General features: G+C 64.4%; 24 protein-coding genes and 1 other RNA gene. 13 read left to right on the forward strand and 12 right to left on the reverse strand.

The window, feature by feature from the left end; all coding sequences use genetic code 11:
* Nucleotides 1-535: 535 nt before the first annotated feature.
* From ABS73_RS15330 to ABS73_RS15340, 4 genes are all read right to left on the reverse strand, one after another.
* Nucleotides 536-715 carry a hypothetical protein gene (locus ABS73_RS15330; RefSeq protein WP_277024017.1) on the reverse strand — a complete coding sequence of 60 codons (180 nt, stop codon included), beginning with the start codon at nt 713-715 and terminating at the stop codon, nt 536-538.
* A 522-nt stretch (nt 716-1237) separates the two neighbouring features.
* Nucleotides 1238-1354 (reverse strand): phage holin family protein, encoded by a 117-nt coding sequence (locus ABS73_RS16865; protein WP_502686062.1) that lies wholly within the window; start codon nt 1352-1354, stop codon nt 1238-1240.
* Entirely contained in the window at nt 1351-1572 is a 222-nt protein-coding gene (locus ABS73_RS15335; protein WP_277024019.1) for a hypothetical protein, read from the reverse strand. Before ABS73_RS15335 ends, ABS73_RS16865 begins: the two co-directional genes overlap by 4 nt.
* A complete protein-coding gene (locus ABS73_RS15340) occupies nt 1569-1994 on the reverse strand; it encodes an Arc family DNA-binding protein (protein WP_338118616.1) in 426 nt (141 codons plus the stop codon). Before ABS73_RS15340 ends, ABS73_RS15335 begins: the two co-directional genes overlap by 4 nt.
* A 7-nt stretch (nt 1995-2001) precedes the next feature.
* Here ABS73_RS15340 and ABS73_RS15345 point away from each other — a divergent pair, with 7 nt between their 5' ends.
* The 6 genes from ABS73_RS15345 to ABS73_RS15370 all read left to right on the forward strand — a co-directional run bounded on the left by ABS73_RS15345 (nt 2002) and on the right by ABS73_RS15370 (nt 4817).
* A complete protein-coding gene (locus ABS73_RS15345; RefSeq protein WP_277024023.1) occupies nt 2002-2217 on the forward strand; it encodes an Arc family DNA-binding protein in 216 nt (71 codons plus the stop codon).
* Nucleotides 2218-2293: 76 nt separating this feature from the next.
* Complete coding sequence (locus tag ABS73_RS15350) at nt 2294-3046, forward strand: phage antirepressor KilAC domain-containing protein (RefSeq protein WP_277024026.1); 753 nt, start codon at nt 2294-2296, stop codon at nt 3044-3046.
* On the forward strand, nt 3043-3282 hold the full coding sequence (locus tag ABS73_RS15355; RefSeq protein ID WP_277024027.1) for a hypothetical protein: 240 nt from the start codon (nt 3043-3045) through the stop codon (nt 3280-3282). Before ABS73_RS15350 ends, ABS73_RS15355 begins: the two co-directional genes overlap by 4 nt.
* Nucleotides 3279-3551 carry a hypothetical protein gene (locus tag ABS73_RS15360; RefSeq protein WP_277024029.1) on the forward strand — a complete coding sequence of 91 codons (273 nt, stop codon included), beginning with the start codon at nt 3279-3281 and terminating at the stop codon, nt 3549-3551. Before ABS73_RS15355 ends, ABS73_RS15360 begins: the two co-directional genes overlap by 4 nt.
* A complete protein-coding gene (locus ABS73_RS15365; RefSeq protein WP_277024031.1) occupies nt 3551-3793 on the forward strand; it encodes a helix-turn-helix transcriptional regulator in 243 nt (80 codons plus the stop codon). Before ABS73_RS15360 ends, ABS73_RS15365 begins: the two co-directional genes overlap by 1 nt.
* Nucleotides 3783-4817, forward strand: a complete 1035-nt coding sequence (locus ABS73_RS15370; protein WP_277024033.1) for a tyrosine-type recombinase/integrase — start codon at nt 3783-3785, stop codon at nt 4815-4817. The genes ABS73_RS15365 and ABS73_RS15370 overlap by 11 nt, the downstream gene beginning before the upstream one ends.
* A gap of 62 nt (nt 4818-4879) precedes the next feature.
* On the opposite strand, the gene ssrA is transcribed toward ABS73_RS15370, so the two are convergent.
* Nucleotides 4880-5236, reverse strand: a transfer-messenger RNA (tmRNA) gene (gene ssrA, locus ABS73_RS15375).
* A 63-nt stretch (nt 5237-5299) separates the two neighbouring features.
* Between ssrA and ABS73_RS15380 the strand changes: the two genes are divergently transcribed.
* A complete protein-coding gene (locus tag ABS73_RS15380; protein ID WP_277024035.1) occupies nt 5300-5560 on the forward strand; it encodes a PepSY domain-containing protein in 261 nt (86 codons plus the stop codon).
* 49 nt (nt 5561-5609) lie between these two features.
* On the opposite strand, the gene ABS73_RS15385 is transcribed toward ABS73_RS15380, so the two are convergent.
* The 4 genes from ABS73_RS15385 to ectA are packed head-to-tail and all read right to left on the reverse strand — an operon-like array spanning nt 5610 to nt 9314.
* Entirely contained in the window at nt 5610-7028 is a 1419-nt protein-coding gene (locus ABS73_RS15385; protein ID WP_277024037.1) for an aspartate kinase, read from the reverse strand.
* Between the two features lie 3 nt (nt 7029-7031).
* Nucleotides 7032-7421, reverse strand: coding sequence for an ectoine synthase (locus ABS73_RS15390; protein WP_277024039.1), 390 nt, complete (start codon nt 7419-7421; stop codon nt 7032-7034).
* A gap of 4 nt (nt 7422-7425) precedes the next feature.
* Complete coding sequence (ectB, locus tag ABS73_RS15395; RefSeq protein WP_277024041.1) at nt 7426-8721, reverse strand: diaminobutyrate--2-oxoglutarate transaminase; 1296 nt, start codon at nt 8719-8721, stop codon at nt 7426-7428.
* Between the two features lie 56 nt (nt 8722-8777).
* A complete protein-coding gene (gene ectA / locus ABS73_RS15400) occupies nt 8778-9314 on the reverse strand; it encodes a diaminobutyrate acetyltransferase (RefSeq protein ID WP_277024043.1) in 537 nt (178 codons plus the stop codon).
* Between the two features lie 207 nt (nt 9315-9521).
* On the opposite strand from ectA, the gene ABS73_RS15405 reads away from it, so the two are divergent.
* The gene (locus ABS73_RS15405) at nt 9522-10025 is read left to right on the forward strand and encodes a MarR family winged helix-turn-helix transcriptional regulator (RefSeq protein ID WP_277024044.1); all 504 of its coding nucleotides are present in this window, start codon (nt 9522-9524) and stop codon (nt 10023-10025) included.
* Nucleotides 10026-10028: 3 nt separating this feature from the next.
* Here the strand turns inward: ABS73_RS15405 and gnd are convergent, their stop codons facing one another.
* The 3 genes from gnd to ABS73_RS15420 form a co-directional block, all read right to left on the reverse strand.
* Entirely contained in the window at nt 10029-11429 is a 1401-nt protein-coding gene (gnd, locus tag ABS73_RS15410; RefSeq protein WP_277024047.1) for an NADP-dependent phosphogluconate dehydrogenase, read from the reverse strand.
* A gap of 59 nt (nt 11430-11488) precedes the next feature.
* Nucleotides 11489-11932, reverse strand: coding sequence for a PaaI family thioesterase (locus ABS73_RS15415; protein WP_277024050.1), 444 nt, complete (start codon nt 11930-11932; stop codon nt 11489-11491).
* Between the two features lie 138 nt (nt 11933-12070).
* Nucleotides 12071-12613: a biotin transporter BioY gene (locus ABS73_RS15420; RefSeq protein ID WP_277024051.1), complete on the reverse strand. Its 543-nt coding sequence runs from the start codon at nt 12611-12613 to the stop codon at nt 12071-12073.
* A 405-nt stretch (nt 12614-13018) separates the two neighbouring features.
* Here ABS73_RS15420 and ABS73_RS15425 point away from each other — a divergent pair, with 405 nt between their 5' ends.
* Genes ABS73_RS15425 through ABS73_RS15445 form a run of 5 tightly spaced genes read left to right on the forward strand, consistent with a single transcriptional unit; the run spans nt 13019 to nt 18130 of the window.
* A complete protein-coding gene (locus ABS73_RS15425) occupies nt 13019-15307 on the forward strand; it encodes a putative monovalent cation/H+ antiporter subunit A (protein WP_277024052.1) in 2289 nt (762 codons plus the stop codon).
* Nucleotide 15308: 1 nt separating this feature from the next.
* Complete coding sequence (locus ABS73_RS15430) at nt 15309-15725, forward strand: MnhB domain-containing protein (RefSeq protein ID WP_136857530.1); 417 nt, start codon at nt 15309-15311, stop codon at nt 15723-15725.
* Nucleotide 15726: 1 nt separating this feature from the next.
* The gene (locus ABS73_RS15435) at nt 15727-16161 is read left to right on the forward strand and encodes a Na+/H+ antiporter subunit C (RefSeq protein WP_136857529.1); all 435 of its coding nucleotides are present in this window, start codon (nt 15727-15729) and stop codon (nt 16159-16161) included.
* A complete protein-coding gene (locus ABS73_RS15440) occupies nt 16158-17657 on the forward strand; it encodes a Na+/H+ antiporter subunit D (protein WP_277024056.1) in 1500 nt (499 codons plus the stop codon). Before ABS73_RS15435 ends, ABS73_RS15440 begins: the two co-directional genes overlap by 4 nt.
* Nucleotides 17654-18130 carry a Na+/H+ antiporter subunit E gene (locus tag ABS73_RS15445; protein ID WP_277024058.1) on the forward strand — a complete coding sequence of 159 codons (477 nt, stop codon included), beginning with the start codon at nt 17654-17656 and terminating at the stop codon, nt 18128-18130. Before ABS73_RS15440 ends, ABS73_RS15445 begins: the two co-directional genes overlap by 4 nt.
* The last annotated feature ends 1 nt before the right edge of the window (nt 18131 follow it).

Here is an 18131-nt window from a genome sequence, read left to right on the forward strand (position 1 = left end):
GGTCTGCCCATATCATCCCTCCACCTGTCATGCAGGCAGGGAATCACAGATCAAGCCACAGGGGTATCCTGAATCTGGAAAGCCGCAAAACGCTCTAGAAACGAGGAATGTCACCCGCACGGGCCAACTCACTCAGAACAGACCCAACATGCTGTTGCATATCATCTGGCAAAACGCTTAGCACCGGCCTGGGATAGCCGGTCCAAGGGCGAAAGAACTCTGAGGTCCACGGCATAATGACCATATGGCGACCTGAGTGAATAACGAACCTGGTGGGATAGCGAAGGCCGAGATCGTCGAGCATCGAAACATTGCCCACAACCAAGTCATTCGCATGAGCTTTATCAAGTTTTTGGGTGGTGCCGTAGGCTATACGGCAAAACACCACGCCGCTGTCAGGATCACGTGCAGTGCCGCAAACCAGAAGGGGACGAGGATTTGTCGCCCACGTGTCTCTTGGGGATGTTTCGGGAAAGAACCCGGTTACGACGCTGTAGATGCGAGGAGCAGTTCTTTCCCAATCAGGCATTGGCAATTATGCGGCTGCGGGGTCTTCTAACACCTCAAGCCGACCACGGCCCAGCCCATAGCGGTCGTTCAACTTAGAATTCCAAGCTGCGATTTTGTCTTCGGTGACGACGTCAAAGCTTTCTCTAGCTTCCGGCGCGTCACGTTTTGCATCGCGATTTGACCCGGCATACTTACGAAGGCTCATGTATCTCTCCTCTAACGCTCAGGAAAATCAGGCGCACTGCCGAATCACCCTGTAGCGTCTATGGGGTGGTTGTAGCAACGATAGCAAGTCTCGTCCATAAGACCCTAAGAATGACTTAACGGGGCGCTCGCTAGTTGCGTTCCATTGAAGATAGTTCGTGACAGGCTGACTACAACTAGGGTGCAGGACACCATCTGTTGATCAGAGAGTTTTGCCTGACGCAGTTGACGCAACGAGGTCGCAGAGATCTACCGGTTTAAGGGCAATAAGACCTACTTACCGAACCTGAAACTTTTCAGCATCGCAGTAGCTTGAGCTTTTGCTGCGTCTAAAGCAGGACCTTTGGCATCCTCAAGCACCTTCGCCTTGTAGCTACCAAAGCGTCCAAGGTCATAACCGCAGTCGGTGCAGGAGGCTTCGCTGTCCTCGGTAACAGGATCAGTAACTGTCACTGACAACGGTGATGCGCCGCATTGCGGGCAGGTGCTGGGGTTATCGAATGGAACTGGAATGATAGTCATATCACTCAGCCGGATGGCGCGGCTTGTCCGACTTGGCGGGCCTGCCGGTAAACCAGACGAGGAACCCGGCGATCATCAATGCGCCCACTGGGGCGATCAGCATGGTGAGTTCGTTCATGGCTCAAGCCTCCGTAAAACGCGGCGTCCCATCAAATGTAGGATGCCCGAGGCCAAAACGCAAAGGATGCTGACAGCCGCCATGAACGCCGAGGGTCCGCGATCCCCGTAAAGGCTTGAAAACACTGGCGCGAGTGATCCGACAGCAAACACCGCCACCCCCAGGCCGTTGAGGTAGGTCGCCAGCAGCTTGGTCTGTTCGTTACGAATCAGGGTCATGGATCATCATGCCGCTTTGACCCTAGGATCAGGTCCACGGTCATATCATCACCTTCACCATTCACCAGGATACCAAGACGCAAATGCCGCGTCGAAGGGTGTCGATCTAGACGTCGATTGATCTCGAAAAGGCGATCATCAAATTCTTCATCCGGCCCCCCAATCCTCACATATTCCAGCCATCCAGCCAAAGTCGATAGCTCCAGATCTTCGCGAGGATCCGGATATTTTTCTTCGAGGGCGGCAACGATCTCACTGTTCATGCTACGGCCCTTGGCCTCCGCGGCAGCCTTTATGCGATCTCGTAGGCCATCAGGGAACCTGACAGTGTATTGGTCAGCGCCCCTGCCAACTGTCGCCATTTGAGCCTCCTGTGGTCTTGAAGCATTACTGTAATGTTTTTTCTTGACGTGCAATCGCATTACGGTAATGTTGAGTTACGGTAATGCGATGGAGGTTATTTTGCAGGCCATTCAGACACGCGCAGGCGGCGAGACAGTGGGAACGACGATCCGGCTGCCTCGGGATCTGCGTGACGAAATGAAGATTCAGGCGATTAAGGCAGGGCGTTCGCTCAACACGCATGTCGTGATGATCCTGCACCAGGCGGCTGAGGCACGGAATAACGCTAATGCAGCAGCCTAAAACGAAACAGGCCGAGCGGTGCGCTAACACCGGCCCGGCCCTGACCAACCCCAACTCTCACGAAAGGACGGTTTCCATGAATATGGAGCAAGCCACCCCTATGATCAACCTGCCTGTAATAGGGGCCGCTACACCGGGCATCACCATGTCGACGGTCGATATTGCGGATCGCACCGGTAAGGAACACCGGCACGTCATGCGCGACACCCGGAACATGCTAAAGCAGCTCGGCTTGGCGGAAAATGGGTATGCCCAAAGTTGGACACACCCCCAGAATGGCCAGACTTATGACTGCTTTCATCTGCCGAAAGACCTGACCGTGACTCTGATCACGGGCTATCGTGCGGATCTCCGCTACAAGGTGGTCAGGCGGCTGGAGGAGCTGGAGGGCCAGAAAGCCCCCGCCGCTATCGACGTGCGCAATCCCGGTCAGCTTGCTCTGATTGCCAGCCAGCTGATCGAGGTGACGCAGGAACAGGCCAAGCAGATCGAGGCCATGCAAGAGACAGTGCAGGCGCATGACCGCTTGTGCGAGGCCGAGGGCAGCCTGTGCATCACCGACGCTGCCAAGACCTTGGGCATCCGGCGCAAGGACATGTTCGACTGGCTGCACACCCAGGGCTGGATCTTCAAGCGCGGTGAGTCGGACGACTGGGTGGCCTATGCGCCCCGGCTGGCGTCCGGTGTGATGGAGCATCGCGTGACGACCTACACCCGCCCGGATGGCTCAGAGAAGGTCGTGACCCAGGCGCGCGTGACGCCCAAGGGGTTGTCCACTTTGGCAAAGCTGATCCATCCCACGGCCAAGCTGATCGGAGGTGCAGCATGACCCATGATCGCATGGACCTGACCGCCATCTCTGATTCACCCATTCGGCGTCACTGCAGCGATGTTCAGGCCACTGCCGCGCAACTATGCGCTGTGATCGAAGCGATTGATCTGCTGGACGGTGAAGGCATCGGGAGTAACGCCATCACTGCACTGATCGGCATCGCCCGGTCCTTAGCCGATAAGATCAACTCCGACCTGGACAGCGTGAACCTGCCCGACGGGGGTGCAGCATGAAAACCCCGTTCAACTTCGAAAATCTCTTTCGGACGGACGTGCCGGAGGAATGGGCCGGGCATGTTGCCTATACGGTCAGTTCAATCCTGCGCGCATCCCGCTTAGCGCTGGAGAATGAAAACGGTGGACTGTGCGGTGATGGCGAGAAGATCCACGCTGTGGCCGATGTCTTGGAGATAGCAGAGGCGCTGAACAGCATCGTGATTGATGGCGTGGAGAGGTTGCAGCGTGAATGCGGCCATAGCATCACCGGTAAGGAGGCCGCCTGATGAAGCGCCGCGCGGTGTATGGTGATCGTCCCCCGGCCTATCCCTCGAAAGAGGAACTGGCGGCTGAACTGTGTTTCAGTGAGTCTACGGTGGACGCCTATGTGACGCGCGGCCTCTTGCCCAAACCCCGGCGCATCGGAGGATCGGTGCGCTGGTGCTGGGCCGAGGTCGAGGCGCATCTGGCGCATGGCGATCAGCTGCCGACCAGCCCTTTCCAGGAGGCACTGCGACATGCCACCTAACATCAGCCTGCCACGGGGCGTCCATCGTGTCCGATCCCGTGGCAAGGACTATTATTATTTCCAGATCGGGCGCGGAACGGCACATGCTGGACCGCGCCTCAAGCTACCTGACGACCCCCGCACACCAGAGTTCTGGGCGGCTGTCAGGCAGTTACAGGGAGCACCTGTCCCGACTGACACCATTGGCGCGCTGATCGACGCCTACGTGGCCGCATGGCCCAGCCTGCGCCGCAAGCTGACGCCTTCCACGCAGGACTATTACCGGCGCTACCTGGAGGTCATCCGGGGCCTGTGGGGCGACCTGCCTGCGGAGGATCTGCGGCCTGCCGACGTTGAGGCCCTGATGGACAAGATCGGAGCGGAGAAGCCGGGCAGGGCCAACAACATCCTTTACGCCCTCAAGAGCATGACCAACTGGGCGCGCGGTCCGCGTGGCCTCTTGAGCAGCGATCCGACCCACGGCGTGACCACGTTCAAGTCAAAAGAGGGGCACAAGCCCTGGACGCCTGACCAACTGGCATTCGCAGAGCAGAACCTGACGGGGATGCTGCGTCGGGCGTTCTTTCTCGCCCGCTACACAGGGCAAAGGGCCAGCGACATCATCCGCCTGGGATGGACCGACGTGGACGGAGACACCCTGTCTCTGCGGCAGAAAAAAACAGGGGTGCAGCCGGTCTGTCCGATCTTCCCTGAGCTGGAGCGCGAAATGGCGACTTGGGAAAAGCGCCCTGGTCCCTTCCTGCTGCAGGATAAGGGCAAGAGCGCCGGGAAGGTCGTCACCACGAACCAGCTTTGGAAGGTGTTCGACGCCACGCGCGAAAAGCACCCCGAACTGAAAGATGCAGTCTGGCACGGCCTTAGGGCCAACGCGGTCATCAGGCTGCGGCAGGACGGCATGACCGCGCTACAGATCAGCGCGACCATCGGCATGTCGGTGGAAATGGTCGAGAGATACAGCCGTCATCAGGACAGGAAGGCGGCTGCAAAAGCGGTGCTGAGGGAATACCGCGAACGCAAACTGTAAAACGCTGCAAAACTGGAAACCAGAAGTGCAGCGTTATCAACATGCTATGGAGCAGAAAATGAAGTGCAGGATTCTGTTGCCAGGCTCCTGCGGGCCCCGCCTTACGCTGCTAGGCGCAAGGGCTTAGGTTTCGATCTTGCGGACTGCTTACGCAGCCAGCGCGACCGGAGCACGGTTGTCATTGGCAACTGTACGTTTTGCACCGATAACGGTAGTAGCTCACCGAGACAAAGCATAACCCCTTTAGACGTTCGTCGATCCTGTTTCGACCCCATTCGCCCCCAATGAAGGGTTGTTTGGTGGAGTCGCCGGGTACCGCCCCCGGGTCCGATCCGCTTATTACGAGCGCGTTTATGTCCATAGTCGGAATTGCTTCCGACCTGTTCAACATAGGGCAGGGGAGCGCGCTTCGCAAGACCCGGAACCCGGGGCGCATGGGGCGGGTTGACTGGCAACAGCGATTCGCAACAAGAGGATTTCCCATGACGCTTCGCCCGCTGGCCGCACTGGCCCTGATGATCGCCCCGTCGGCGCTGATGGCGCAGGACGTGCCCCCCGCGGATTCCAAGCCGCTCTCCGAGATCCTGGCCGGGATCGAGGCCGATCTGGGCACGGATCTGGACCATTTCGACGAGGTGGACTGGGATGATGACGGCTATTACGACATCGAATACCGTACCGCCGACAACCGCGAGGTGCGCGTGCGCATCGACCCGGTGACCGGAGAGGCCATTCAGCGCTGAGCCCGCACCTCCATCGTGAAAAGGGCGCCCCTGGGGGCGCCCTTTTTCGTCATGCGGCGGTGGACAGGCGGACCGTTCGGTCCTCGACCAGGGCCGCGTGCAGGGCGGTGATGGTGCCTGCCAGCGCGTCGCGTTCGACGATGAACTGGACATCCACGGCGCGCGGACCCTGGGTTGCGCCCATCGCCTCCAGCCCCGCCGCGGCCAGCGCGTTCAGCCCGCGGCTGAGCACCGCCAGACCGTCCAGATCGCGCCCGATCGCCGCCGCCATCGCGACCGCCCGCGACGACACGCAGGCCGAGGGATAGCGGTCGTTCAGATCTTTTTCGACCCGGCGCAGCACCTTGAGGCTGCTGTCCACGTAATGCGTGATCGTGTTGGCGTTCGACACCTTGCTGACGATGCGGACCTTGTGGCGGGTCAGCACCTCCAGAATGGCCGCGTCATAGCCCTTGGCGCCGACCATATCCTGTTCGAACAGCTCCAGCGCGAAGACGTTCAGGCCGGTCACGATCTCGACCGCGGGCGCGGTGGCGGGCTGGTCGTCGATCAGCGTGCCGGGATCGTCGGGCTCGAACGCATTGGTCACGCGCAGGGGCACGCCCGACTGGCGCAGCGTCTTAGCGGCCTTGGGGTGGATCGCCTCCATGCCCATGTTCGACAGCTGGTCGGCCACGTCGTAATTCGTGCGTCCCAGCTTGCGCACCGCATTCGCGCCGACCAGACGGGGATCGGCCGAAGACAGGTGGAATTCCTTGTGGATGATCGCCTCGCGCGCGCCGGTCAGAGCAGCCAGGCGTGAAAACGTCACCTCGGAATAGCCGCGGTCGAATTCGCGCATCAGCCCCTCGCGGCACTGAGCATAGCCGGTGACGATGGGCATCTCGGTCTGCGGATCGACGCCGGCCATGGCGCCGCTGATCCGCTCCTCCAGGGTCAGGTCGTCGGTGTCGCGCCAGCCCGACAGGTCGACAAAGCGCGCCTGGACGCCCGCGCGCTGCAGCATCAGCGTGGTGACAAAGGCGGAATGCGCCTCGCCCAGGCCGGACAGCAGTTCGCGGGTGTGCAGCATGTGTTCGGCCAGCCGGAAATGCCCGTAGGAGCACAGCCGCTGCAGGTCGATCAGGCAGTTCTGCGCGCCCACCAGACGGTCGCGGACAAAGGCATCCGCCCGCTCCAGATCGCCGGGATGGTCCAGCACCACGCGATGCGCGTCGGTCATGGCTTGGCGCGCGCGGTCCAGCGCGGCCAGCCAGCCGTGATCCTCCTCGCCGCTGGCGAAGGCGGCATAGACGCCGGGCTCGCCCGATTTCTTGTGCTCCAGCAGCAGGTCGGTGATGCCGCCAAAAGCCGACACGACAAAGATGCGGCCATAGGGGCGTGCGGGGTCCGCGATCAGCAGCGTGTCGCGCAGCTCGTGGACCCGCGACATCGAGGTGCCGCCGATCTTCTCGACTGTGTGGCTCATGGCTCAGCCCGTCCCTGCGGGGGCATAGCTGCCATCCTCGCGGTGGACCTCGGTGCCGGTCACGGGCGGGTTGAAGCAGCAGGCCATGACCAGCGTTTCCTCGGCGCGCAGCGTGTGGTGGTCGTGCTGGTCCAGCGCATACATCACGCCCGGGGTGATCTGATGCGTCTCGCCGGTCGCCAGATCGGTGATCGAGCCCTTGCCCGAGATGCAGTACACGCTCTCGAAATGGTGCTTGTAGTGGAAGGTATGCTCGGAATTCGCGGCCAGCGTGGTGATGTGGAACGAGAACCCCATCCCGTCATCGGCCAGCAGCATGCGCACCGAATTCCAGTGCTGGTCCGACACCGAGCGGTCGGTGTCCTTCAACTTGTAGAAATCACGAACGATCATGGGCTTACTCCGCAGCAATCTTGGTGGTGGACAGCACGTCGCGGGCGGCATCCAGCAGGATGTCAAAGCCGCGCGACAGCAACGCATCGGGCGTGGTCAGCGGGGCCAGCACCTTGACGACCTGATCCTCGTTCCCCGAGGTCTCGATGATCAGACCGCCCTGAAAGGCGCGCTTGCAGATCGCGCCGGCCAGATCGCCCGTCCCGACATCGACGCCGCGCATCAAGCCGCGGCCTTTCAGATAGGCGCCGGGGATCAGGCTGGCCAGCTCGGACAGCCTGGTCTCGATCAGGGCGGCGCGACGGGCCAGATCGGCCTCGAAGGCGCCGTCGGCCCAGAACTTCTCGATCGCGACGCGGGCGGTGACAAAGGCGTGGGTGTTGCCGCGGAACGTGCCGTTATGCTCGGCGGGGCCGAACACGTCATGCTGAGGGCGCACCAGAACCAGCGCCATGGGCAGGCCGAACCCCGACACCGATTTCGCCATCGGCACCAGATCGGGCATCACGCCCATCTCCTCGAAGGAGAAGAACTTGCCGGTGCGGCCACAGCCCGCCTGGATGTCGTCCAGAATCAGCAGCGCGCCGTGGCGCTTTGCGATATCGGCCACCGCGCGCACGAATTCGGCGGATGCGGCGTTCAGGCCGCCTTCGCCCTGCACGGTCTCCAGCATGATCGCGGCGGGGGCGTCGATGCCGCCCGAATTGTCCGACAGCATCTGGTCCAGCAGGGCCGCGCTGTCCAACCCGTCGGCGTAGTCGTCATAGGGGACGCGGGTGACGCCCTGCGTCTCCATCCCCGCACCGCCGCGGTGATAGCCGTTGCCGGTCGCGGCCAGCGCGCCCATCGTGACGCCGTGAAAGCCGTTGGTGAAGGCCACGATATTCGTGCGGCCCGTGGATTTGCGGGCGATCTTCATTGCCGCCTCGACCGCGTTCGCGCCGGTGGGGCCGGTGAACATGACGCGGTGATCCATGCCGCGCGGGGCCAGGATGTGGCTTTCGAACGCGTCCAGGAAGGCGGCCTTGGCGGTGGTGTGCAGGTCCAGGCCATGCGCGATGCCATCCGCGGTCAGATGCGCGATCAGCGCGGCCTTCATGTCCGGGTCGTTGTGGCCATAGTTCAGCGACGAACAGCCAGCCAGGAAATCGATATGCTCGGCCCCATCGGCGCCGCGCATGATCGACCCGCTGGCCGAGGCAAAGACCGTGGGAATCCCCCGGCAATAAGACCGTGCCGCGCTTTCGCGGCGTTCGAAGATGGCGGTGTCCGAGGCGTGGATCGTCATGTCTTTGGGCATGAGATGTCCTTTCGCACGATGTGCGTTGTCAGAATGCTTAGATGGATGAACCAAGATCAGGCGGCGCGCGCGTGGATCGCGTCGGCGGGCAGGGTGATCGTGACCATGTGCTCGGTCGCATGGCGACCGTCGAAATGTGCGTGGCGCGTATAGTGGGGGTCGTCGCTGAGCTGTCCGCCCAGATGCCGCGCCAGGCTGCGGAACAGACCCCACGAGGCGTCGTTGTCCCGGGTGATGGTGGTGTTCAGGCAGCGGGCCGTGGCGCAGTCGGGGCGGCCCAGCAGATGGGTCAGCATGCGCCGCCCCAGCCCCAGACCGCGTGCCGCCGGGCTGACGGCGACCTGCCAGATGAACAGCGCGTCCTCGTTCGGGATCATGTGACCCGAAATCCAGCCCACGATCTGGCCGTCGCGTTCCGCCACCACGCAGGTGTCGCGGAAATGGTCGGCCTGCACCAGGTTGCAATACATCGAATTCTCGTCCAGCGGCTTGCACTGCCGGACCAGGTCCCAGATGGCGGCGCCATCGGTCGGGTCGGGCTTGCGAAAGGTCAGCGGGTCGTGTCGCGCGATGTCCTGCACATCCTTGGGCATGGGGCGTGGTCCTCAATTGCTTCGGGTGTCTAATTAAACGAAACGGGCCATGGTTTCAACCGTTCACGGGTTTTTCTGCGCAAGGTCAGCCAAGTGACCAAGATCACAGCGAAAAACCCGGGGGGGGCGCACGGTTTCGTGACCTGGAAGGTTCGCGAGGCAAAATGTCGTTGCCCAGGTCCGGGGTGGGGTGGCATAGAATCGGGCATGAGCAGCACCCCCGCCACCCACCGCGCCGATGCGGCCCTGATCGCCCTGCGCCGCATCCTGCGCGCGACCGAGCAATATGAGCGCGACCTGGCGCAGGCGGTGGGCCTGACCCCGGCCAAGCTGCGGGTGCTGCAGATCCTGTCGGCCCATGACGACCGCCGCGCCAGCCCGACCCAGCTGGCCGCCCGGATGGGCGTCAGCCAGGCCACGGTGACGGCGCTGGTCGATCAGCTGGACAAGCTGGGCCTGACGGAACGCCAGCGCTCCAGCACGGACCGCCGCCAGCTGCATGTGCTGCTGACGGATGCCGGGCTGACCGCGCTGCGCGAGGCGCCTGACGCGCTGCAACAGCATTTCGTGACCGGGTTCCACGCCCTGCATGATTGGGAACAGGCGATGCTGGTCGCATCGCTGGAGCGGGTGGCGGCGATGCTGAATGCCCAGGGCATCGACGCATCGCCGGTCCTGACCCTGGGCGAGATCAGCCGCCCGCGCGGCTGAGCCTCAGTCCTGGCGGCCCCAGGGGCCGTGGCTGTCGTCGATGCCGTCCAGCCGCTGGAACCCATGCGCGCCAAAGAAGTCGCGCTGTGCCTGGATCATGTTGGCCGTGCCGCGCGCGGTGCGCATCATGTCGAACCACATCAGCCCCGATGCCAGGGCGGGCAGGGTATGGCCCGCCGCGATCCCCTGCGACACGACCTGGCGCAGCGCCGGAATGGCGCGTTCGATCAGGTCGGCGAAGAACGGCGCCATGATCAGGTTGCGCGCCGGATCGTCGGCCAGCGCATCGGCCATGTCGTTCAGCATGGTCGAGCGGATGATGCAGCCCGCCCGCCAGACGCGCGCGATCTCGGGCAGGTCCAGGGTCCAGCCGAAGCGCTCGGACGCGCCGGCGATCATGGTGAAGCCCTGCGCATAGCACAGGATCTTGCCCGCGATCAGTGCCTGTTCCAGCGCGTCGGCCTGCAGCGTCAGGGGGCCGGGGGTCGCGCCGAAACGGGCCTGTCCGGCCTGGCGTTCGTCCAGGCGGGCGCTGACGTTGCGGGCCATCACGGCGGCCTCGATCACGGGGATGGGGGCGGACAGATGCTGGGCCTCGATGGCGGTCCAGCGGCCCGTGCCCTTCTGGCCCGCGCGGTCCAGGATGACGTCGGGCATGGCCGCGCCCGTATGCGGATCGCGCGCCGCCGTGACCTTGGCCGAGATCTCGATCAGGTAGCTGGACAGCGTGCCCTCGTTCCAGCGGGCAAAGATGTCGGAAATCGCCTGCGCCGCCAAGCCCATGCCGTCGCGCATCAGGCCATAGACCTCGGCGATCATCTGCATGTCGGCATATTCGATGCCGTTATGGACCATCTTGACGAAATGGCCCGCGCCCGCATCGCCCATGCGCGCGGCGCAGGGGGTGCCGTCATCGGCCCGCGCGGCGATCGCGGTCATCACCGGGGCCACGCGGTCCCAATCAGCCGCCTCGCCGCCGCCCATGATGGCGGGGCCGTGGCGCGCGCCCTCCTCTCCGCCGGACACGCCCATGCCAAGGAAGCGGAACGGCAGCCCGGCCTCGTCCCGGCGGTTGGTGTCGTGGAAATCGGCATTGCCCGCGTCGATGACCAGATCGTCCGGCCCCAGCAGCGGCGCCAGCGCGTCCAGCTGGGCGTCCACGGCCTCTCCGGCGGGGACCATCAGGATGATCGCGCGGGGCGGGGTGATCGCCTGGACCAGCGCCTCCAGCGTGTCGGTCGCGATGACGCGGGGGGCCAGATCGCCCGCGGTTTCGGCAAAGCGGTGCGTGACCTCGGTCGTGCGGTTCCAGACCGCGATGGGAAAGCCCTTTTCCGCGATGTTCAGCGCCAGCGCCGCCCCCATCGTCCCCAGCCCGATCAACCCGATCTGTGCCTGTGCCATCGCGTCCCCTTTTCCTCCGGCGAATGTTGGGGGCTGTTTACGCTAACGATCCGGGGGTGTCACGGGGGCGCGCGCAGCGCCACGCCGATCAGCGTCTGCAACCCGGTGGCCACATGGACGCGCGCCCCGTCCCGCAGGGCATGGACGTCCAGCTGGCACACGCTGAGCGTGCGGCCCGATTTCACGACACGCCCGGTGGCCTCCAGCGTGTCTCCCTGGGCGGGGTTCAGCAGGTTCAGCTTGAATTCGGTGGTCAGCACGTCCTGGCCTTCGGGAAACAGCGTCAGCGCGGCATAGCCCCCGGCGCTGTCGGCCAAGGCGGCGGTGCCGCCGGCGTGGAAATAGCCCATCTGCTGGGTCAGCTCGGCGCGGAAGGGCAGGCGCAGGACCACCTCTCCGGGGCGGATCGCGGCGATCTCGGCGCCCAGGAGGCGCATCAGGCCCTGGGCGCGAAAGCTGTCCTCGATCCGGGCGATGGTCCGGGGGGAAAGGGGTGGCGTCATGGCGGTCCTCCTGCGCGGCGTCGGGCCAGTCTGGCCTTGGGTGCGGCGCGGGGAAAGCCCGGATCTGCGCCGCCTGCGCAGGATCAGACAGCAAAACGGGGCCCGCCAAGGCCCCGTGCCGTCAATCTGGTCGCCGGATCAGCGGCGGCGGGTGATGGCCTGCAGCGCCAGCGCGCCGACCGCGATCTTGACCATGTCGCCCAGGATGAACGGCGCGACGCCCACGGCCAGCAGGCGGTCGGCAGGCACAAAGGCCGACAGCCAGATCAGGCCAGGCACATAGATGGCGACGGTGCCCGCGATCATCGCGACAGCGCGCATCCCCAGACCGCGGCCCTGAGCCAGCGCGCCTGTCACGACCATGGCCAGTGCCATGCCGATCAGAAAGCCGGTCGTCGGTCCGGCCAGATAGGCCAGCCCCAAACCACGCTCGGGCGAGCCTGCAAAGACCGGCAGCCCGGCCAGGCCCGCCGCCATATAGGCCCCCATCGCCGCCAGGCCGAGGCGCGGCCCCAGACCGGCGGCGATCACCAGCACGGCCAGCGTCTGCAGGGTCATCGGCACCGGCCAGAACGGCACCTGCACCTTGGCGCCAAGCGCGATCAGCGCGGCCGCGGCCAGGGTGAGGCTGGCCTTGGCGGCAAGGCTGTGAGGCGCAAGGCGGTCCTGGGCTAGCTGCATGGAATGTCCCCTTCGTCGAATGTCGCGAATCAGCGGCGGATCGTTCCGCCCCGTCTGGCCCCGAATGAACCGCAAGCGCGCCATCCGCACAAGTCCCCGTTGATCCCGACGCCCATCGCCTGCCGCCACAACCGCGCCCAAACATCCGAACCGAAAGCATTTTTTCTGACCGATACGGTCGCGACCAAATGCCGCAGATCGGGGGCTGGCGGCACCCCGCGCACAGGGTCGGGACGAAACCGCGACATATTTACAGGGGCGCGCGCATGCACGAGGCACCCGCGCGGCTGCGATCGGCGCTTTTCGGGCGGGACGGAGGTTTTTCTGTGCCGGGGCGGCTGTTTTCCGCCGGGAAACGGTGCTAAGACCCGACGCCAATTGCATGCCGCGACAAGGGTTCGAGACATGGCTGACGACTATCCCAAGGTGGATCGTGTGATGGGGGGGCCTGCGGGCTGGATCTCGATCGCGTTCCCGTCGATCCTGTTTTTGTATTTCCTGGGGCTGCTGCCCCAGATTGCGCTGGGGCCACAGGTCCACGGCATCGACTGGGTGCCGTCTCTGGGCATCAACCTGTCGGTGCTGCTGGACGGCCTGTCTATGACCTTCGTGCTGCTGATCACCGGGATCGGCGCGGCGGTCACGCTGTATTCGGCGCGCTATCTGGGCCAGCATCCCGATTATCCGCGGTTCGTCAGCTATCTGCTGATGTTCATGGTGGGCATGCTGGGGCTGGTGCTGGCCGACAACCTGATCATGCTGTTCGTGTTCTGGGAGATCACGACCATCGCCTCCTACCTGCTGATCGGCTTTAACGCCGACAGCGCCAAGTCGCGGCGTTCGGCGTTGCAGGCGCTGCTGGTGACGGGGACGGGCGGGCTGATCCTGCTGGGCGGGATGATCGTGCTGGGCAATGTCGCAGGCACCTTCCAGCTGTCCGAGATCCTGACCCAGGGTGACATGCTGCGCGCGCATCCCTGGTATCTGGCGATCCTGCTGCTGTTCCTGGCGGGCACCTTCACCAAATCGGCGCAGGTGCCGTTCCATTTCTGGCTGCCCAACGCGATGGCCGCGCCGACGCCCGTGTCGGCCTATCTGCACAGCGCGACGATGGTCAAGGCGGGCATCTTCCTGATGGCGCGCATGAACCCCGCGCTGGGCGGGACGGATGCGTGGTTCTGGATCCTGACGCTGTTCGGGGGCGTGACGGCGGTCTTTGCCTCGGTCATGGCGATGCGCCAGACCGACATCAAGCAGGTGCTGGCCTATACCACGCTGATGGCGCTTGGCACGCTGACGATGTTCCTGGGGGCGGGCACGCATTACGCGATCATGGCAGCGATGCTGTTCCTGGTGGTGCATTCGCTCTACAAGGCGGCGCTGTTCCTGATGATCGGCATCGTGGACCATGCGACCGGCACCCGCGAGGCGAGCGTGCTTGGCGGCCTGTCCAAGGCGATGCCACTGACCGGCCTGGCCGCGGCGCTGGCCGGGATCAGCATGGCGGGCATCCCGCCCATGGTCGGCTTTATCGGCAAGGAATTCATATACAAGGCCGGTCTGGGCCTGGAGGGGTTCGGCGCGTTCTGGGTCACAATCATGGCCTTTGCTGCCTCCGTCATGATGTTCGCGGTCGGCGGCATCGTCGCGCTGAAGCCGTTCCGCGGCGATCTGCGCCCGACCCCCACCGAGCCGCATGAAGGCCCCTGGCCGATGCTGGCCGGACCGCTGGTCCTGGGCGCGCTGTCGCTGATTTTCGGCCTGGTGCCCGGCGTGCTGGGATACTATCTGGTCGGCCCCGCCACCCATGCCGTCTTCGGAGAGGTCCGCGAGGTGCATCTGTACCTGTGGGGCGGCGTCAACACGGCGCTGATCCTGTCGCTGCTGACCTTCCTGGCCGGCTGGCTGGTCTATCGCCGCCACGAGGCCATCCGCACCCGCCTGGCCGCCTTCGAGGCGCGCAACCCGGTCGATTTCGACGCAGGCTGGGACCGGCTGCTGGACGGGTTCAAGGCCTTTGCCGCCTGGCAGACGCGCCTGATCCAGAACGGCAGCCTGCAGCGCTATATGGCGGTGACCTTTGGCACCTTCGTGGTGCTGGTGGGTGGCACCTATCTGATCAAGGGCGCGTTCCGGTCGGGCCTCAGCCTGACGACCGAGGGTATACATCCGGTGCAATGGGCCGTGCTGGGCCTGATCGCGGCGGGGGCGATGCTGACGGTCTGGACCCACAGCCGCATGACCGCCGTGGCGGCCATGGGGGTGACGGGCATCGGCGTCGCGCTGATCTTCATCATGTTCAGCGCGCCCGACGTGGCCATCACCCAGCTGCTGGTCGAGGTTCTGGTCGTCGTGCTGGTCAGCCTGGTCATGCTGCGGCTGCCCTATCTGCCGCGCCGCTCCAAGGCGACCTTCCGCGCCGGTCACGCGATGATCGCGGGCGGGATGGGTCTGGTGACGACCTTCCTGATGATCTCGGTCCTGGCGACCGATTTCGACCGTCGCCTGACGACCTTCTTCGAGGCGGCCTCCTATCCCGAGGCCTATGGCCGCAACATCGTCAACGTGATCCTGGTCGATTTCCGCGCCCTGGACACCTTTGGCGAGGTCACCGTCGTCGCCATCGCGGCCATCGCGGCATTCGCGCTGCTGCGCGGCATGTCCACCCGCCGCAAGCCTGAGGAGGAGAGCTGAGATGCAGTCGCTGATCCTGACGACCACCACGCGCCTGCTGGCGGCCCTGCTGCTGATGTTCTCGATCTATGCGCTGCTGCGCGGGCACAACCTGCCCGGCGGCGGCTTCATCGGCGGGCTGATCGGGGCGACCGCGTTCATCCTCTATACCATCGCGACCTCGGTCGACGAGGCGCGTGCGGCCCTGCGGATCGACCCGTCGAACCTGGCCATCCTGGGCGTGGGCGTCGCGGCGCTGGCGGGCCTGGGCGCGGGTTTCGCGGGCGATCCGTTCTTCACCGGACAGTGGCTGTTCCTGTTTCAGGACGGCGACAGCTATATCCCGCTGTCCACCGTTCTGGTTTTCGATATCGGAGTCTACATGGCTGTCTTTGGCGGCATCCTGACCCTGGTCTTTGCCATGGAACAGGAGATCTGACGTGGAACTGCTGCTTGCCATCACCATCGGGGTGCTTGTGTCCACCTCGGTCTATCTGATGCTGGACCGCAATGTGCTGCGGTTCCTGTTCGGGCTGGTCCTGCTGTCGAACGCGGTCAACCTGCTGATCTTCACCGGCGGCCGGCTGACCGCGGGCGCGCCGCCGCTGATCGACGCGGGCGAATACGCGCCCACCGGCGTCGTCGCCAACGCGCTGCCGCAGGCGCTGGTCCTGACCGCCATCGTCATCGGCTTTGGCCTGCTGGCCTTCACGCTGGCGCTGGTCTATCGGACCTACATGACCCTGGGCACCGTCAACAGCGACGAGATGCGCGTGGCCGAACCTGCCGACGAATCCAAGCTGGATACCGGCAGGCTGGGCATGGGCAAGGCCAACCCCGCCAAACCCGCCACCGGGCAGGAGGCCGGGATATGAGCTGGCTTCTTGTCTATCCGATCATCATTCCGCTGCTGACGGCGGTGCTGGCCTATCTGTTCCGCAACAGCCCGGCCGGGCGCTGGATCTCGGTCGCGGGGACGGTCGCGCTGCTGATGGCGTCGATCATGCTGATGGCCGAGGTGCTGGAGCAGGGCGTCGTCGCAGCCCAGATGTCGAACTGGCAGGCGCCCTTCGGCATCACGCTGGTGGCCGACCTGCTGGGCGCGGTGATGGTCGTCATCACCGCCATCACGGGCCTTGCCACCGTCATCTACACCCTGTCGGAAATCCCCGAGCGGATGGAGCGTCTGGGCTTTCACGCCCTGCTGCAGATGCTGATGGTCGGCGTCGTCGGCGCCTTCCTGACGGGCGACCTATTCAACCTCTATGTCTGGTTCGAGGTCATGCTGATCTCCAGCTTTGGCCTGCTGGTCCTGGGCGGCACGCGCGAGCAGCTGGACGGGGGCATCAAATACGTGATGCTGAACCTGGTCTCGACCATCATGTTCCTGGCGGGCATCGGCCTGCTCTATGGCCTGACCGGTACGCTGAACATGGCCGACCTGCACCTGGCCGTGCGCGGGGTCGAGAATACCGGCCTGCTGACCACCATCGCGGTGATGTTCATGGTGGCCTTTGGCGTCAAGGCGGCGATGTTCCCGCTGTTCTTCTGGCTGCCAGCCTCCTATCACACGCCGCCCGTCGCGGTGTCGGCGATCTTTGCGGGCCTGCTGACCAAGGTGGGCGTCTATGCGCTGATCCGCATGTTCACGCTGGTCTTTGATCAGGACGTGGCCTTCACCCACACCATCCTGCTGTGGCTGGCGGTGGTGACCATGGTCACGGGCGTTCTGGGCGCGGCCGCGATGAATGATTTCCGCCGCATCCTGTCGTTCCACATCATCAGCCAGATCGGCTACATGGTGCTGGGCCTGGCGCTGTACACGCCCCTGGGCCTGATGGGCGCGGTGTTCTATCTGGTCCACCACATCATCGTGAAGGCCAACCTGTTCTTTGTCGCGGGCGTGGCCAAGCGCATCGCCGGATCGACCGATCTGGCGCGCATCGGCGGCCTTTACGCCCATGCGCCGCTGCTGGCCTTCCTGTTCCTGATCCCGGCCTTCTCTCTGGCGGGCTTTCCGCCGCTGTCGGGGTTCTGGGCGAAATATGTCGTGGTCAAGGCCGCGCTGGACCTTGAGATGTGGTTCGTCGCGGGCGTGGCATTGGGGGTGGGCCTGCTGACGATCTTCTCGATGACCAAGATCTGGGGCTCGGCCTTCTGGCCCGCGCATCCCGACGGGATCAAGCCGCGCCTGTCGGACCTGCCCACCTTCGACCGGGTGGCGCTGATGCTGCCCATCATCGCGCTGGCCGCACTGACCTGCCTGATCGGCCTCTTCCCCGAGCCCTTCGTGCAGTTCGCCGAACGCTCGGCCAACCAGCTGCTTGATCCGACCGATTACGTCACGACCGTTCTGGGGGTGCAGCCATGAACCTCTTTGCCATCAACATGGTGCTGGCCTTCGCCTGGGTCGCGCTGACCGGCAGCCTGACCCTGGGCGGGCTTCTGACCGGGTTCCTGGTGGGTCTGGCCGCGATGTGGCTGGTGCGCCCGCTGTTTCCGGAAACCGGCCGCTATTTCCTGCGGCTGTATTATTGGGCGCGGCTGATCGTGATGTTCGTCTATGAACTGGTGGTCAGCTCGCTGCCGGTGGTGGCGGACGTGTTCACGCCGGGGCAGGCGTCCAACCCGGCCCTGATCGCGGTGCCGATCACGGTCACGACCGATCTGCAGATCACGCTGCTGGCCAATTTCATCTCGCTGACGCCGGGCACCCTCAGCCTGGACGTCTCCGAGGACCGCAAGACGCTGTATATCCACGCGATGTTCGGCGAAGACCCCGATGCGATCCGCGCGCAGATCCGCGACCGCTTCGAGGTCTGGGTGCGCGAGGCGACGGAGTAGG

Source organism: Paracoccus sp. SCN 68-21 (assembly GCF_001724535.1).
Taxonomy (GTDB): Bacteria; Pseudomonadota; Alphaproteobacteria; order Rhodobacterales; family Rhodobacteraceae; genus Paracoccus; species Paracoccus hibiscisoli.